12 protein-coding genes and 2 pseudogenes are annotated in these 15108 nt (G+C 59.1%); 10 read left to right on the top strand and 4 right to left on the bottom strand.

Annotated elements, in window-relative coordinates:
• The first annotated feature begins 34 nt into the window (after positions 1–34).
• Together KGA85_RS07460 and KGA85_RS07455 are read left to right on the top strand one after the other, a co-directional pair.
• Positions 35–4488, top strand: a pseudogene (locus KGA85_RS07460) (dermonecrotic toxin domain-containing protein).
• Positions 4489–4703: 215 nt separating this feature from the next.
• Positions 4704–5705 (top strand): FecR family protein, encoded by a 1002-nt coding sequence (locus KGA85_RS07455; RefSeq protein ID WP_223457048.1) that lies wholly within the window; start codon positions 4704–4706, stop codon positions 5703–5705.
• 118 nt (positions 5706–5823) lie between these two features.
• On the opposite strand, the pseudogene KGA85_RS07450 reads toward KGA85_RS07455, so the two are convergent.
• Positions 5824–7131: pseudogene (locus KGA85_RS07450) on the bottom strand (penicillin acylase family protein); the annotation flags it as partial.
• Between the two features lie 250 nt (positions 7132–7381).
• On the opposite strand from KGA85_RS07450, the gene KGA85_RS07445 reads away from it, so the two are divergent.
• Positions 7382–7753 carry a fe2+ zn2+ uptake regulation protein gene (locus tag KGA85_RS07445; RefSeq protein ID WP_223543033.1) on the top strand — a complete coding sequence of 124 codons (372 nt, stop codon included), beginning with the start codon at positions 7382–7384 and terminating at the stop codon, positions 7751–7753.
• Between the two features lie 8 nt (positions 7754–7761).
• On the opposite strand, the gene KGA85_RS07440 is transcribed toward KGA85_RS07445, so the two are convergent.
• Positions 7762–7950 (bottom strand): hypothetical protein, encoded by a 189-nt coding sequence (locus KGA85_RS07440; RefSeq protein WP_007983579.1) that lies wholly within the window; start codon positions 7948–7950, stop codon positions 7762–7764.
• A 156-nt stretch (positions 7951–8106) separates the two neighbouring features.
• Between KGA85_RS07440 and KGA85_RS07435 the strand changes: the two genes are divergently transcribed.
• Positions 8107–8244 (top strand): hypothetical protein, encoded by a 138-nt coding sequence (locus KGA85_RS07435; protein WP_008054152.1) that lies wholly within the window; start codon positions 8107–8109, stop codon positions 8242–8244.
• 7 nt (positions 8245–8251) lie between these two features.
• On the opposite strand, the gene KGA85_RS07430 is transcribed toward KGA85_RS07435, so the two are convergent.
• Complete coding sequence (locus KGA85_RS07430; protein ID WP_223543032.1) at positions 8252–9178, bottom strand: LysR family transcriptional regulator; 927 nt, start codon at positions 9176–9178, stop codon at positions 8252–8254.
• A 117-nt stretch (positions 9179–9295) separates the two neighbouring features.
• Here KGA85_RS07430 and KGA85_RS07425 point away from each other — a divergent pair, with 117 nt between their 5' ends.
• Positions 9296–10291, top strand: a complete 996-nt coding sequence (locus KGA85_RS07425) for an aldo/keto reductase (RefSeq protein ID WP_223543031.1) — start codon at positions 9296–9298, stop codon at positions 10289–10291.
• 47 nt (positions 10292–10338) lie between these two features.
• Here KGA85_RS07425 and KGA85_RS07420 read toward each other — a convergent pair whose 3' ends face one another.
• Complete coding sequence (locus tag KGA85_RS07420) at positions 10339–10869, bottom strand: hypothetical protein (protein WP_223543030.1); 531 nt, start codon at positions 10867–10869, stop codon at positions 10339–10341.
• Between the two features lie 385 nt (positions 10870–11254).
• Here KGA85_RS07420 and KGA85_RS07415 point away from each other — a divergent pair, with 385 nt between their 5' ends.
• From KGA85_RS07415 to KGA85_RS07395, 5 genes are all read left to right on the top strand, one after another.
• Positions 11255–11701, top strand: a complete 447-nt coding sequence (locus KGA85_RS07415; protein WP_223457038.1) for a DUF411 domain-containing protein — start codon at positions 11255–11257, stop codon at positions 11699–11701.
• Entirely contained in the window at positions 11701–12135 is a 435-nt protein-coding gene (locus tag KGA85_RS07410) for a YqaA family protein (RefSeq protein WP_223457036.1), read from the top strand. Before KGA85_RS07415 ends, KGA85_RS07410 begins: the two co-directional genes overlap by 1 nt.
• Before the next feature lie 85 nt (positions 12136–12220).
• Positions 12221–13246 carry an alpha/beta fold hydrolase gene (locus tag KGA85_RS07405; RefSeq protein ID WP_223543029.1) on the top strand — a complete coding sequence of 342 codons (1026 nt, stop codon included), beginning with the start codon at positions 12221–12223 and terminating at the stop codon, positions 13244–13246.
• A 12-nt stretch (positions 13247–13258) separates the two neighbouring features.
• Positions 13259–14212: a D-2-hydroxyacid dehydrogenase family protein gene (locus KGA85_RS07400; RefSeq protein WP_223543028.1), complete on the top strand. Its 954-nt coding sequence runs from the start codon at positions 13259–13261 to the stop codon at positions 14210–14212.
• Between the two features lie 316 nt (positions 14213–14528).
• Complete coding sequence (locus KGA85_RS07395; protein ID WP_223457030.1) at positions 14529–15071, top strand: tetratricopeptide repeat protein; 543 nt, start codon at positions 14529–14531, stop codon at positions 15069–15071.
• Positions 15072–15108 lie beyond the last annotated feature (37 nt).

The following is a 15108-nucleotide window of genomic DNA, read 5'->3' as shown; positions in this document are numbered from 1 at the left end:
CGCCATTGAGTGGCACCCTGAACGAGACTCGACGATGTCTACACCAGTAACTCCGCTGTTTTTCCCCGAGGCGCTGACATTGCGCGGCCGCTGGCGTGAACTTGGCAAAACCCACGGGCTGACGCAAAGGGACTTCGAATGGTTCAGCCATATCGAACTGGCCAGCCAGGCACTGCGCGATGGGCAGACGCCGCCCATGCTGGCGAAGAAAATCCTGCTGAAAATCCCTGGCCTGGAACCCGTGGCGCTGGCCGGCAGTTTTTTGCTGACCGCGACACCCGATGACAACGGCTTGATTCTCTACACCCCGTACGCCGGAATAAAAAAGTTCTCCAGCCGTACGGACCTGACCGAACAACTGGTGACGCAACTCAAGGCGGCCAGCGAAGACGATGACCTGCTGGCCTTCATGGCGCTGTCTCAACGCAAGGCCGTGGTGGACGCCACCGACATTGAGCTGAACTTTCAAACCATTGACGGCGACGTGTTCGAAGACCAGCGCAACACCCTCTCCACCCATCAGCAACTCAACGACCAGGCCCTGCTCGACGAATTGAAAGCACTGCCGTCCCTGACATCGCTGCTCGACGCATTACTCAATGAACAGCTGGCAGCGGCTTTCCCCGGTCTGGATCAGGGCCGGACCCAAGTGAACTTCTACCAGGCAACAACGCCAGAGAACGCTGACGAAAGCCATCCGGCGCGACGCTGGGTCAACTCCCTGTCCCTGAGTGAGGCCGTCCTCCTGCACTATCGCCATCAGCGTTGGCCGTCCGGGTCTTCCCCTGAGTTTTCCCATCCGAAAAAGTCCCCGGCAAAAGCCGACCAGCCACTCTGGGAGGCAGGCGTCACGACGATCTCGCGCCAACTGATCAGCCTGCTGGTCGGGCAGCTCGAAGGTTTCTGGGATGCGGCGAGCGCCGATGGCGCATCACGTCGCAAGTTCTTCGGCCAGGCCATTGCCGATCAGGCCCGAGTGCAACTGCTGCTCAAGCGCGAAGCCGGGATCATCACCCCGGAGCAAAGCCAGGATTTGCACGCGTTGATCTCGACGACCACTCGGACGAACAAATCAATGACAGTCGAAACCGTGCGTCTGTGGGAGTACCAGGCCAATTATGTGGAGTTGGCCGGCTCACTGATGATCAGCGCCGGCAACGCGTTTCTCTACACGCCTACTGAAGGCCTGCAGGTGCTCAAGGACTATCAGGACTTGTGCGATACGGTGCTGAGCAAGTTCAGCGCGGCCGGTCACGAGGATGAGCTCTATGGCCTGCTGAGCCTGGAGGAGCGCCAGCGTTTCATTGGTTTTGACTGGCCAAACGTGACCGGCGAAGTGATTTCCGGCGCGATCTTCCCCAGGCTCTTCGACGGGATCATCGGCAAGCAGCTGCAGAACATGGATTACGCCCTGCAAGTGTTCCGTCACAGTGACGGTGCCGTAGACATCCACGCCCTGTTCGACAAGGCGCTGGATATCCGCTCGATGATCAGCGAGCGCCTGCTGACGCTGGCTACCGACGAACGCTGGAGCACGCGCCCCGTGTTACCCGGCGATCAGCATCCCTCCATGGTGCTGGCCGATACGGTGGCGGCTTTCATCAAGACCTTCAGCGACATCGAAACACAGATAAACGCAGATTTTGCAGCACAACCGGTCGCTTCCCTGGCCTTGCAACGGGTCTATCTGGAAAACATGAAACCCCGCCTGACCCATGCACTTTCCGTTGGCATCCGTGGCGAGGCCAGTCTGCGGGTACTCGGCGCGACACTGCGGGATGCGGATCGGGCCATTGTCGACACGGTCTTCAACCCGGACCAGCCCGACCGGCAAAACCGCCTGTCACTCAAGGGCTTCCGCCCCGATGCCTACTCATTGACCCTGGAGTGCTCCGGCCAGGAGGATGTCCTGCCCCTGGCTCATTGCCTGCTGTTGACCGAGCGTGGCGGACTCGATTCCTCGCATTCCGGCCGGACGATCCTGTGGACACCCGCCGAGGGCCTGGAAGTCTTTGACACCATCAGTCGTGCAAGGCTGGAACTGAACCGCCGCCTGCTCGAACCACAACAACGCCTGGCGTTGCTGGAAAACCTGACCCCGTCCCAGCGCATCTTTCACCAACGCTACTCATTGGGTCCGCTGCGGCTGATTGAAGGGCCTGTATTGGAGCGGGTCACGCAATCGTCCATCGAGCACTTTTTGGCTCGCTGCGAACACGTACGCACTTTCGATCTGAGCGACACGAAGCAGAAAAAAGCCCTTAAAGCCCTGACCACAACGGTGCTCAACACCAACCTGGGAAGAGCCACGTCGATTGCCCGGGCGATCAGCCAGCAGCAGTCCCTGCCCGCCTGGCTGGGAATGGCTCCGCTGCAAGAGCAGCGACTGCACCTTGAACTGCTGGAGCAATACCGCAACAGCGTTGTTGAGGACAGCAACTGCTGCAACACGCCCACGAACTGAAACTCCAGCAACGGCTGTCCGACAGCGCTTTCGATTTGCTTCAGCAAGTATTCGACATGCCGGACGCCATCGCCCGGGCGGCCGTAGAAGGCGCGCACGCAATCGCCCGGCCACTGCAATTGATCAAGACAAGCGGTGCCGCCGCCGTCACCGCGCTGAGCCTGTACCTGATTGGCCCAGGCACGGGCAAGGCAGGCCCGCAAATCCTCTATGCCCCTTACCACCCTGGTGGTTCACCGTTCGTTGAGTTCGACAATGAGGCCAGCGTTGTCTCGGCGCTCAACACACCGGGGCCATTGCAGGACATGTTGATACGTCGCCTGCCGGACAGTCAGCAAACAGTGTTTCGCAACCTGTTCAAGTCCACCGCCGGCCAGTCGAGCGAAATCACCCTTGCGTCCAACCCCATCGGCGGCAACCTGTTCACCCAATTGTTCCATGACAACACCCAACTGCTGGTGAAGATGCTCGGCAGCCAGGCAAACGCTACCGCTCAGTCTGACTGGGAGGCCGTCAAACACCTGTTCGGCTCCGGCATCGAGTGCATTTCAGGCCTGCTGCCGGGCAAACTCGCGTATGTGCAGTTTCTTTGGAAGGCCTACAAGGACGCCCTGAACTCAGCCGAAGCCCTGCACGACCATCACTGGACGAGCGCATTGCGCGACTTTATTGCCGGTGCGGCACAAATCGTGTCATTGGGCCGGTTGTCGCTTGAAGGATCGGCCGAAAGCGCCCAAGCAACCGGCGAAGCGGCTGCTGAACCGGTTGCCTCCCCCGTGATCGCACAACCCTGGTCGCGGGTCCGGTCGACCGCAGCACTGCGTACCCGGCTGCAACCGTTCGAAACCACGCTTGAACTCAAGGACCTCGCGAAAAGCAGCACTGACGGCACCTATCTCGAAGCGGGCAGCCAGAAAACCTTCGCCGCCATTGCCGGCAAGGTGTACGGCGTGAACAAGACCGGAGCGGTCTGGAGAACGATCAAAGGCAAGGAAGAAGGCCCCGTGTTACTGGCTGCATCTGACAACCAACTGGTAATCGACCCGGATTCCCACACCGTTCACTTCGGGAAAGTCGTCTCGAAAATGCACAATCGGTATGCCAACGCCTATGTTGCCAGGGAGGTACTGAATATCGAGGCCCGGGGGATGGACGAAATCCGGGCCAAACATCCCGATAAGGCCCGCATGATCGTGCAGGCCATCGACATGGCTCGCTATTACGCGTTCAACAGTCTGCACAACCTGGTACAACTCAGAAAACTCGCCCCGGGCACACGGCTCGATACCTTCCTCAAACAGTTCTTTGATGTTGGTCGGGTCGACAAAGCACTGCTCGAAAAAATCAAACAGGCCATCGTCCCCATCTGCAATGCGCTGGTCGATCCCGATGAAGACTGGATGAACTCGCAACGCTTTATCGTGGGTTCAAGCCGGGACCCGGAGGACAATCTCGTCGCGTTTGTCGTGGACAAGGATCTACAGCGCAATGTGCATTTCACGGAAAAGTTTTTCGATCAACAACTCGACTGGTACAAATCCAGTCTGACACAACCCTTTGATGTCGACGGCCACAGCCAGGCCGTGACCCTGATACACGAGTTCGCTCATTTGTTTTCCGGGGCCGTGGACATTGCATACCTTGAGGCCAGGCTGCCGTTCAGCGATTTGGTAGCGTCGATCACCAGCTATGGCGCAGCAAAGAAACAGACTCAAATGGACTTCCAGCGAGAAGCCTTGTCAATGGAAACGCCCGAGGAGGAACTGTTCGCACGCTGGAACAATGGGCTGCAATCGTGGATCAGCCTGGATTCGATTCCGGATTCTTACCACATCGGCAAGGCTATCCTGCGGCTGACGGGCAGCAAGACCATGGATGAGGCACGAGACGCTTTTTTTGACGTGCAGGATTCGAAGTTCCGAATCGACGTCATTTTGCATAATGCCGACTCGATCGCCTTTTTGATCTGCGAAATGGGCCGGCAACTGGATCCGGTAACGGTGACGGCGTCCACTGGCCTCTGATCCCATCGTAATAACGCGCAGATCCCCGGATCTGCGCTGCACAGCGGTGTTTGTCTTGATCTTTTTTTCGCGCGCCCCTATGGATACTGCTACCCGACAGCAGGCGCTCCAGAGGCGAGGCGCTGAAAAAAAATACCCATTGATGGTTAAATGCCATGACTGATGTTCTCGCAAACTTCCCCCAAGGTTAGAATGCAGGAAATCAGGATGGGCCAATGACCGACCACACCCTCTCGGAAGCCGAATACGATGCCATCACCGATGCCGCTGCGCATTGGTGCATGCGTCTGCACGCCAATGACTGTACCGAGCAAGAGCGCCACGCGTTCGAGCAATGGCGTGATGCGCATCCGCTCCATGCCTTCGAGTACGAAGCGATGCTGGAGATCTGGGATGTCGCCGGCGACTTGCCCCGTCCCGAACCTGTGGTGCCGCTGGTTCGCACCCAACCCGTAAACCCGTGGCGCCGCCTGGCTACTGCAGCGGCGGTGTGTGCCCTGGCACTGCCTTTGGCCGGTTATGGCGGCTGGCACCTGGGCTGGGTTCCGAACGCGTACCAGCATTTCGAAGCGTCCGACAATGTTCGAACGGTCACCTTGAAGGACGGCAGCCAGGTGGAGCTGAACCTAGGCAGCGAGCTGACGTACAGCAACTACAAGGATCAGCGGCAAGTCACGCTGAAAAAAGGCGAAGCCTTCTTCAGTGTCAGCCATGACACCCGTCACCCTTTCGTGGTCAAGGCCGCCGAAGGCCGAATTCGCGTGACCGGAACCCAATTCAACGTCTGGATGTATGAAGACCAGGTCAAGGTCAATCTGATCGTGGGTTCGGTACTGGTCAGCAGCAACGCCGACCTGCAAGGCGACGGTTTGCGCCTTGGCCCGGCGATGCAGGCCAGTTATCGCCACGGCGACTTCATCCCCCGCATCAGCCAGACTTATGACAATGACAGCTCACTGGCCTGGCGCCAGGGCAAACTGGTGCTCGACGATCTGGCCCTGAGCGATGCGCTGCCATTGATCAATCGCTACCTGGACAAACCGTTGATGGTGGCTGACAACAGCACCGGCGCGATCCATATCGGCGGCATCTACAACATCAGAGAGATCAACGGCCTGGTGAAGTCCTTGCCGCGGGTCCTGCCGGTCTACCTGACCCGCAACCAGAACGGCAATCTGGTGGTCAACGCAATTCCGCAAACATCCCCGAAAAGCTGAAAAGGCCGCCACCCTTGCGGGGTGCGGCCTTCAGCGTTCATGCAAAACGCCACTTCCTTACTGCCGCGGCCACCTTGGCAGCCTTTGCATCCTGCTGACGAATCGTCTGCACCTGATATTGCGCCAGCTTGTCGGCGCTGACGTTGGGCACCACCGACAGGTTCATGTACAGCATCTGCCCCTGATCGTCCGCCGCCAGCGTGTTGACCCACGCAATGCCCTGGATCTGGTGCACCGAGGCCTGGAAATCCTTGAGGTTTTTAGCGCGGTTTATCGCGTACCACTGCTGCAGAACACGGTCGTTATCCAGATTGGCGTCGCGCAGGCTGAAGGCGTACTGACGATCCCAATCCAGTTTTCCAGGCCATTGCACCACCGGACCGAATTTCGAGCTGTAGACCTCATGGGAAATCGCCTGGACCTGCCCGTCCGCCTGCCTGACGTTGACGGTCTGCCTGTCCATCGGCAAGGACTGGCCGTCTAGCAGGTAGCGGGTCGAATCCTTGGGATCGAGTTGCAAGCGATACAGCGTGAAATGCCTGGACGAATCCACGGTGTGGGTCCAGGCCAGATGCTGATTGAAACCGATGTTGATCAGCGGCAGGCCGGGTAACGCCGCGCCCATGACGTCCAGTTTGCCGGGAATGGTCAGGTGCATCTGATAAAAACGCATGCCACCCACCCACGGAAAGTGCGGATTGGCCAGCAACATGCCGCGTCCGTTGAAGGAACGCTCGCTGCCGACCGCGACGGCGTTGCTGCCCCGGTCCAGGGCAAAGCGCTGCATCCGCGTGGCGGCTACCTGGAACGCTGCCTGTGCACTCGACGTCTGGGCAACGGCTTTGGGTGGTGTGGCACCGGCCAGGGCTTCGGCAAACTGGCCGACGCCACCTTCGACCAACAGGCGCCGGGTCAGCTTGACCAGATCCGACGGGGTGATGTCGCGCACCCAATCGCCTTGGCACTGCGGCGGCAACCCCTGGGCCCGACGTTCGCTCAAGGAACGGTTGTACCCCGCCACATAGCCTTCGACCAGCTCACGCACTTCGGGGGTCTGGGCCTGCCAGAAACCGGCGACGGCTTGCGGGGTGTTCAGCCAGGTGAAAAACACATCGCTGACCAGGTTCTCACGCTCTTCTACGGTGAACTGATCCGGCCCGAAATACCGCGAACGTTCGCCGTTGACCGTAGTGATTTCGTTGGCCAGCAGGCACAGATTGTCCTGGGCGTAGGCATAGCCGATGCCGTAGCCGAGCCCGCGCTCGTTGTCGGCGCGGATGTGCGGCACGCCGAAACCGGTTCGGCGGATGTCGGCGCTCGTTGGCGCCGGCGTACCACTCGCGCTCGCCGCAAGGCTCAGCCCCAGGCTCAACCCCAAAGTCACACCCGCCAGGCTCAACCTGGTTAACTGGCTGGAAATAATCACGCTCGCTCCTGATCGAAAAAACGATGGCCACAGGTGCGCATATCCACGCGGACCGGGCCTCCCTGTAGGGACGAAGCTCACCACAAAAATTTAGGGATTTACCGTGAAACTGCCCATGGGCTGACAGGTTGATCACGCGATGGCGACAAATTTTCTACATTTGAGCCTGCATGATTCGGGCTGCTCATACGTCTAGTACTGTAAGAGCGCCCACTTTTTCCTGATCAGGCTCTGAAAAGGAGTTTTTGCAATGTACAACTCGCAACTGCCAACGGACGGTAGCAATGCGCCAAAGGGTACTTCCATGGGAGTCAGCGCATTCGAGCCGCGTACCGATCGCCACCGCAACGAGCGGATCAGGATCCTGCTCAAAAGCTTTGGCCTTCGAACCAGCCTGATCCGCCTGAAAGTCATCGACGCCCTGCTGACGGCCGCCGAAAGCGACCGCAGCCTTGGCGTGCGCGGCGTGCACAGCCAATTGCTGGACCTGGATGTTCCCCTGTCCTTTCTCAGCGTGCGTGAAGTGCTAAAGCGCTTGTGCAGCGAAGGCGTGATTGTCCTCAACCCCGACAAAAGCTACAGCCTGCATCCCCAGGCTGCTGCCATTCTGCGCAACCGATGATCGAATGATCAGGGCTTGACCTTGCGGCGCATCACGCCATTGACGACCACCACTATCACTGCCACACCAATGGCGATGTACTGGAACATTTTTTCGCTGATGACGCCGGTGTTCTGCAACCAGGAAAGGCCAAACATGATCCCCAGCACCACCAGGGAGATCAGAATCGAGTATTTCAAACGTTGCGACTGAGTCATTGCGGGTTCCTGAATCTGAAAATGTATCCGGTTTGTATCGACACGCATGCCAAGCGCTTACCCGGTTTCGGGGATAAGCCGCTACAAGCGGGGTCTCATGTTACAGCCGATGAAGAGTTTTAGCTTCATTGCGGCGATTACCATGAGGACTTTCAAATGTTGCGTCGAATCACACTGCTGATTCCCCTGCTTGCCATCCTGACCCTGAGCGGATGCATTGTTTTCCCCCACGGGGGCTGGCACCACGATCACTATGACAACCATGGCGGACCGGGTTACTACCAGCATCGTTAACCGCTGCTCAATGTCCAGAATTCTTGCGGTAAAAGTCATTGCCGGGCTGGGCACACAGTTCCACCAGCCAATCGACAAACACACGCACCCGCCGGGATAACTGGCGGTGCGGCGGATAAAGCGCCGTCATCGGCATGCCCGGTGGCGGCACTTCCTTCAGCACTTCACATAAACGTCCCTCTTCGAGTTGGCGCGCCACGTGATAGTACGGCGTCTGCACCAGGCCATATCCCGCCTCGCACGCCGCTAGATAGCCATCGGCACTGTTGACCGCCACCTGCTTGGGCAGGTCGACCGACCGCACCTGGCCATCCACGACAAACTCCAGCCCATAGCGTTTGCCACTGCTGCTGGAGACGTACTCGACCATCCGGTGCCCGCTCAGGTCATCCAGGGTATGTGGCGCTGCGTGCCGCTGCAGGTAGTCGGGGCTGGCACAGGTCACCTGATCCATCATCACCAGCGGCCGCGCCACCAGCGAATCGTCCAGCGACGAACCACCGCGCAAGACACAATCGACACCCTCGCGTATCAGGTCCACCGGCCGGTCATTCAGGCCGATTTCCAGTTCGATCAACGGATAGCGGGCGGTGAATTGCGGCAGTGCCGGAATCACAATCAGGCGCCCCACGCCCGCCGGCATGTCCACTCGTAACAACCCCTTGGGATTATGACGTGCAGCACTGAACACTGCTTCGGTCTCTTCCAGATCCGCCAGCAAGTGCACGCAACGCGGGTAATAGGCCGCACCGTCGAGCGTCAGGCTGATCTGCCGCGTGGTGCGTTGCAGCAGTTGCACCCCCAGATGCGCCTCCAGTTGCTTGATCAGAATGGTTACCGAGGCCCGGGGCAATTGCAGGCTGTCGGCGGCCCTGGCAAAGCCACCCAACTCGACGATTCGGGTAAAGACGCGCATGGCGTTGAAACGGTCCATTGCTGGCTCCACCGGCTGATTATTTAGATTTAACGAATAGTGATAGCCGTTTTAGCCGGTTTATCTTGTTTCTGTCGAGGCGAACAATGGCGATTCATTTCACAGGGAGCTGATTTCATGCACACACGTCAATTGGGAAAGAACGGTCCGCAGGTATCGGCCATCGGCCTGGGCTGCATGGGCATGACCGACTTCTACACCACCGGCACGGACACCCGCGAAGCCACGGCCACCTTGCACCGCGCGCTGGAACTGGGCATCAATCTGCTCGATACCGCCGACATGTACGGCCCTCACACCAATGAAGAACTGATCGGCAAGGCCATTGCCGGCAAGCGCGATCAGGTGTTCCTGGCCAGCAAGTTCGGGATCGTCCGCGACCCGGCCAACCCTACCGCCCGTGGCGTCAACGGTCGGCCGGAATACATTCGCCAGTCCATCGACGGCAGCTTGAAGCGCCTGGGCGTGGACACCCTCGACCTGTATTACCAGCACCGAATCGACCCGCAGGTGGCCATCGAAGAAACCGTCGGCGCCATGGCTGAACTGGTCAGTGCCGGCAAGGTGCGTTATCTGGGATTGAGCGAGGCCTCGGCGGCGACTTTGGAGCGGGCGCACAAGGTTCATCCGATCAGTGCGTTGCAAAGCGAATATTCGTTGTGGAGTCGCGACCAGGAAGAAAACGGTTGCCTGGCGGCCTGCCAGCGCCTGGGCGTCGCCTTTGTGCCTTATAGCCCGTTGGGCCGAGGGTTTCTGACCGGCGCATTGAAAAGCCCGGATGATTTCGCGGCGGACGATTATCGTCGTTTCAGCCCACGCTTCCAGGGCGAAAACTTCGCGAAAAACCTGCTGCTGGTGCAACAGGTACAAGCGCTGGCAGCAGAAAAAGGCGTGACGGCGGGCCAACTGGCGCTGGCGTGGGTGCTGGCCCAGGGCGACTACCTGATTCCGATTCCGGGCACCAAGCAACGCAAATACCTGGAAGAAAACGTGGCCGCTCTGGAGGTGACGCTGAACGCCGAAGAACTGCACGCGCTGGAAGCAATCTTTCCGGCGAATGCCACCGCTGGCCTGCGTTATCCGGAAGAAGTCATGAAACTGCTCGACCGCTAAGGGTTGCCGGCCCGTTCGATGAACCGGGCGGGCCGGGCAACATGGCGTCAGGCCTCTTCCGAGAGAACACTGCCTGGCCTCACCATGGGGCCGTTGTTCTTGCCGTAAGTTTCCAGGTTTTGCAGCACGTAGATCGCTTTTTTGAATTCGGGAACCAGGTAGTTGGCGTACTTGTTACCCTTCAGATTGTTATTCTGGATGTTCTCCAGTTGCGTGGCGAAATATTCCAGTGCATTAAACTTCGCGTCAGGGTCCTTGATGCCAAACCGGTCGAACTTGTCACCGGCATTGCTCAGCGTGACCGCCGTCACATCACTGATCAGGCCACGTTCTTTCAGAAAGACACTGAGACTGCCCATGGATTTGACTGAAATATTAGTAGGATCAAAACCCTTCATCTGCTTGCGCAACTTCATCTTGTCCATCTTGACTGTATCCAGTTTAACTGGATTGTTGCCCACCAAGTCAAGCATCTGCCTGACCTTGACGCTCTGGGGAACAGCCTTTGATCTGCTGGCGGTATCTCGAACCAGCAGGCCCGCTTTCGCGGTCCAGGCGCCGGTATATCCGATAGTCATTGAAAACTCCTTGTTTGACCAAGTTAGGAGGTCAGGAGTATCGGCCGGAGCACTTGAGGCCACCAAACTTTAATTCAGAGTTTTAACAATTCTCGTACAATTAAGATACATACTGTAAAACTTCTTGTTTATTGGATCTTGGCACATTAAAGAATGGTCCTTCAGACTTTTCTTACATAGCGACTAGTTGGTTTTCATCAATACCGATACTTACCCTCGGCATTTCAACCTGACGATTTTGTAATGTGCCCCTCATCTGCCTGACAGCGTTGATCTACCATCATCGAATGGCAGACCTTTGTAGCAATTAGAAACACTCCTTGAATGCCTGACCAATAAAAATGGTCAGAATGCGTTTTTTTGCCCGTTAGCCGAGACGAACCCCATGCGAAACCCTCTGCGTCTGATCGCCCTGAGCGCCCTGTTCATGTCCTCCCTGGCCCAGGCCGCCGACCTCATTCCGATCGAGGTTCATCGCGACGCCAACTGTGGCTGCTGCAAAAAATGGATCACTCATCTGGAGGCCAATGGCTTCAAGGTCGAAGACCACGTCGAAGCCAACATGAGTGAGTTCAAGCAACAGCATGGCGTGCCGCCGCGCCTGTCGTCGTGCCACACCGCGTTGATCAACGGCAAATTCGTCGAAGGTCATGTCCCGGCCGACCAGGTCCTGGCCTTGAGCAAGCGCGACGATCTGCTGGGCGTCGCTGCCCCCGGCATGCCCATGGGTTCGCCCGGCATGGAAATGGACGGCATGAGCGATGCCTATCAGGTCATCGGCCTGAAAAAGAACGGCACTGACGTGGTGGTTGCGGACTACCCCGCTCATTGATGTCCGGCGCGTACCTCGGGCTGTTTTTCGCGGCATTCGGTGCTGCCACGCTGCTGCCGTTGCAATCCGAAGCGGTGCTGGTCGGATTGCTGCTCAGCGATCGGTATTGGCTCTGGGCACTGCTGGCGGTGGCAACGTTCGGCAACGTTCTGGGGTCGCTGCTTAACTGGTGGCTGGGGCGCGGCATCGAGCGGTTCGGCGACCGACGCTGGTTTCCGGTGAGCCCCCGGCACCTGGAGAAAGCCCGGTTTCATTACCAACGCTACGGCCACTGGTCATTGCTGCTCAGTTGGCTACCGGTGATCGGCGATCCGCTGACGCTGGTCGCCGGGGTCATGCGCGAGCCGCTGGGGCGCTTCCTGCTGATCGTCACCCTGGCCAAAGGTGCCCGCTACGGCGTGCTGGCCATGGCGACTTTGGGCTGGATGGGTTGAACCATCGAGGGCGGCGGTTGCCTGTGTTTAATGCCGCCCTAATCGAGCCGATCCAGCATCGGCGGATTTTCCATGGAGCCCACCCATGTCGCCCCCCTTCTCCCGCTGGTTACCCGGTCTGCTGCTAACCGCCGCCCTGCCCGTCATCGCCCACGCCGAAGGAGCGGGATACGGCCCCGAGCTGCAAGGTTTCGACTACCCCTACACCCTCAAGCACTTCGCCTTTGAATCCCAGGGCCAATCCCTGCAAATGGGTTACATGGACGTCGCCGCCCACGGCAAGGCCAATGGTCGCAGCGTGGTGCTGATGCACGGCAAGAATTTCTGCGGCGCCACCTGGGACAGCTCGATCAAAGCCCTCAGCGACGCCGGTTATCGGGTCATCGCCCCGGACCAGATCGGCTTCTGCACCTCCAGCAAACCGGCGCACTATCAGTACAGCTTCCAGCAACTGGCGACGAACACCCAGCAATTGCTCAAGGCCCTGGGCATCCAGAAAGCCGCCCTGCTGGGGCATTCCACCGGCGGCATGCTCGCCACTCGCTATGCCTTGCAATACCCCGAACAGGTCGAGCAACTGGCGCTGGTCAACCCCATCGGCCTGGAAGACTGGAAAGCCCTCGGCGTGCCTTACCGCACGGTTGACCAATGGTACGAACGCGAACTCAAACTCAGCGCCGACAGTATCCGCAATTACGAACGCAGCACCTATTACGGCGGCCGCTGGAAGCCGGAGTTCGATCGCTGGGTCGACATGCTCGCCGGCCTGAACAAAGGCCCGGGACATACGCAAGTCGCGTGGAACTCGGCGCTGATCTACGACATGATCTTCACCCAACCGGTGTACTACGAATTCCAGAACCTGAAGATGCCGACCCTGCTGTTGATCGGTACGTCCGACACCACCGCCATCGGCGGTGACATCGCCCCGCCCGAGGTCAAGGCGAAGATCGGGCACTACGACGTCCTCGGCAAACAGGTGGCCAGGCTGATTCCCCAGTCCACGCTGGTCGAACTCCCTGGCATGGGCCACGCGCCTCAGATGGAAGAACCGGCAGAATTCCACCAGGCCCTGCTCGCCTGGCTGAACAAGACCAACCCCGTGCGTTAAAGAGGAAAGGCGATGCCTGTGCAGATTGCAGTGCTTGATGATTGGCAGGATGTGGCGCGGGACGTGGTGGACTGGTCGGCGCTGGACAGTGTCGGCCAGGTGAGTTTTCTCCATGACTACCCCACCGATACCCCATCCCTGGCCGAGCGCCTGGCCGGGTTTGAGGTGATCTGCGTGATGCGCGAACGCACCCGTTTCGATGAAGACCTGCTGCGCCGCCTGCCGAAGCTCAAACTGCTGGTGACCGGCGGCATGCGCAACGCCGCCCTGGACCTGAAAGCCGCTGCCGCGCTGGGCATTCAGGTCAGCGGCACCGACAGCTACAAACACGCCGCACCGGAACTGACCTGGGCGCTGATCATGGCCGCAACCCGCAACCTGGTGGTCGAAGCCAATGCCCTGCGTGCCGGCCAGTGGCAACAAGGCCTGGGTGGCGACCTGCATGGCAAGACGCTGGCCATCCTCGGTCTGGGCAGCATCGGCCAGCGAGTCGCACAGTTCGGTCAGGTGTTCGGCATGCGCGTCATCGCCTGGAGTGAAAACCTCACCGCCGAACGTGCGGCGCGGGTCGGTGTGACCTATGTCGGCAAACAGGAACTGTTCGAACAGGCCGACGTGCTGTCGGTGCACCTGGTGCTCAGCGAGCGCAGTCGCGGTCTGGTGGACGCGCAAGCCCTTGGCTGGATGAAACCCACGGCATTGCTGGTGAACACCGCTCGCGGACCGATTGTCGATGAAGCGGCGCTGATCAAGGCGCTGCAGAAACAACGGCTGGCCGGTGCCGCCCTGGACGTCTTCGAGCAGGAGCCGCTGCCCGCCCACCATCCGTTCCGGACCCTGGACAATGTGCTGGCAACACCCCATGTCGGCTACGTGAGCCAACAGAACTACCAGCTGTTTTTCTCGCAAATGATCGAGGACATTCAGGCCTGGTCGGCAGGGGCTCCGATTCGTCTGCTGGGTTGATACCGCGTCATAATGCTTCGTCGGACCGCCGCCCATGTTGTGTTCGACGAAAATCCTATGTGGGATCGTCAGCGCACACACTGTGTAAGGCACAAAACCATGCCTGCGCCCCGTCATGGGCTTTCCTTGAAAGCACCGCCAGAACGTAATGAATAATTGTTCATGCTGCGGTGTTCTCAAGACATCAACCCTGAACATGAGGTTGCCGGGGCAGCAGGCCCCTTCAATTGTTCAAGCCGTTGGCTGTCTCAACCATGCGCTGCATCTGGCAGGGCGCGACCTGATCCGAAACCCATGAACCTAAGGAGCAAAGCCCATGAATATTCGTTTTGCTGTTCTGATGACCCCGCTGTTGCTGACCGTTGCGTTGTCCGGCTCCCTCGCCCTGGCCAACGGTGGTGGCGGCGGTGACGACATGCCCACCAGGCCCAGCTGCCCGAAAGGTCAGGTGCTGGATACCAGATCGCATCGGTGCGTCAGGCAGACCAGCAACCTGGTGCCTGACGAAGACCGCACCAACTATGCCTATCAACTGGCCAAGGACGGGCGTTATGAAGAAGCCCTGGCCCTGCTCGACACGCTGAAACAGCCAAACACGGCAAAAGCGTTGAACTATCGCGGTTACGCCACGCGTAAACTGGGACGTACCGACGAAGGCATCGGCTATTACCTGCAATCGGTGAAACTCGACCCGCAGTACGCGCAGGTCCGCGAATACCTCGGCGAAGCCTATGTGGTCAAAGGCCGGCTGGATCTTGCGCAGGAGCAACTGCAGCAGATCAAATCCATCTGTGGCAGCACCCAGTGCGAGGAGTACCAGGACCTGGCCGAAGCCATCAACGGTTCATCGAAAACCTGACAACCCGAGCGGACGGAGGTCGCCATCGCCAGCGATC

The organism is Pseudomonas sp. GL-B-12, assembly GCF_019955895.1.
GTDB lineage: Bacteria > Pseudomonadota > Gammaproteobacteria > Pseudomonadales > Pseudomonadaceae > Aquipseudomonas.
The sequence above is the reverse complement of the archived record's forward strand: the minus strand, read 5'-3'. Positions and strand labels throughout refer to the sequence as shown.

What these genes read in the sequence shown, in the direction of transcription:
- KGA85_RS07400 (WP_223543028.1), top strand. Translation starts at nt 13,259, where the DNA reads ATGCCTGTGCAGATTGCAGTGCTTGATGATTGGCAGGATGTGGCGCGG.
- KGA85_RS07430 (WP_223543032.1), bottom strand. Translation starts at nt 9,178, where the DNA reads ATGGACCGTTTCAACGCCATGCGCGTCTTTACCCGAATCGTCGAGTTG.
- KGA85_RS07445 (WP_223543033.1), top strand. Translation starts at nt 7,382, where the DNA reads ATGTACAACTCGCAACTGCCAACGGACGGTAGCAATGCGCCAAAGGGT.
- KGA85_RS07440 (WP_007983579.1), bottom strand. Translation starts at nt 7,950, where the DNA reads ATGACTCAGTCGCAACGTTTGAAATACTCGATTCTGATCTCCCTGGTG.
- KGA85_RS07415 (WP_223457038.1), top strand. Translation starts at nt 11,255, where the DNA reads ATGCGAAACCCTCTGCGTCTGATCGCCCTGAGCGCCCTGTTCATGTCC.
- KGA85_RS07420 (WP_223543030.1), bottom strand. Translation starts at nt 10,869, where the DNA reads ATGACTATCGGATATACCGGCGCCTGGACCGCGAAAGCGGGCCTGCTG.
- KGA85_RS07425 (WP_223543031.1), top strand. Translation starts at nt 9,296, where the DNA reads ATGCACACACGTCAATTGGGAAAGAACGGTCCGCAGGTATCGGCCATC.
- KGA85_RS07410 (WP_223457036.1), top strand. Translation starts at nt 11,701, where the DNA reads ATGTCCGGCGCGTACCTCGGGCTGTTTTTCGCGGCATTCGGTGCTGCC.
- KGA85_RS07455 (WP_223457048.1), top strand. Translation starts at nt 4,704, where the DNA reads ATGACCGACCACACCCTCTCGGAAGCCGAATACGATGCCATCACCGAT.
- KGA85_RS07435 (WP_008054152.1), top strand. Translation starts at nt 8,107, where the DNA reads ATGTTGCGTCGAATCACACTGCTGATTCCCCTGCTTGCCATCCTGACC.
- KGA85_RS07405 (WP_223543029.1), top strand. Translation starts at nt 12,221, where the DNA reads ATGTCGCCCCCCTTCTCCCGCTGGTTACCCGGTCTGCTGCTAACCGCC.
- KGA85_RS07395 (WP_223457030.1), top strand. Translation starts at nt 14,529, where the DNA reads ATGAATATTCGTTTTGCTGTTCTGATGACCCCGCTGTTGCTGACCGTT.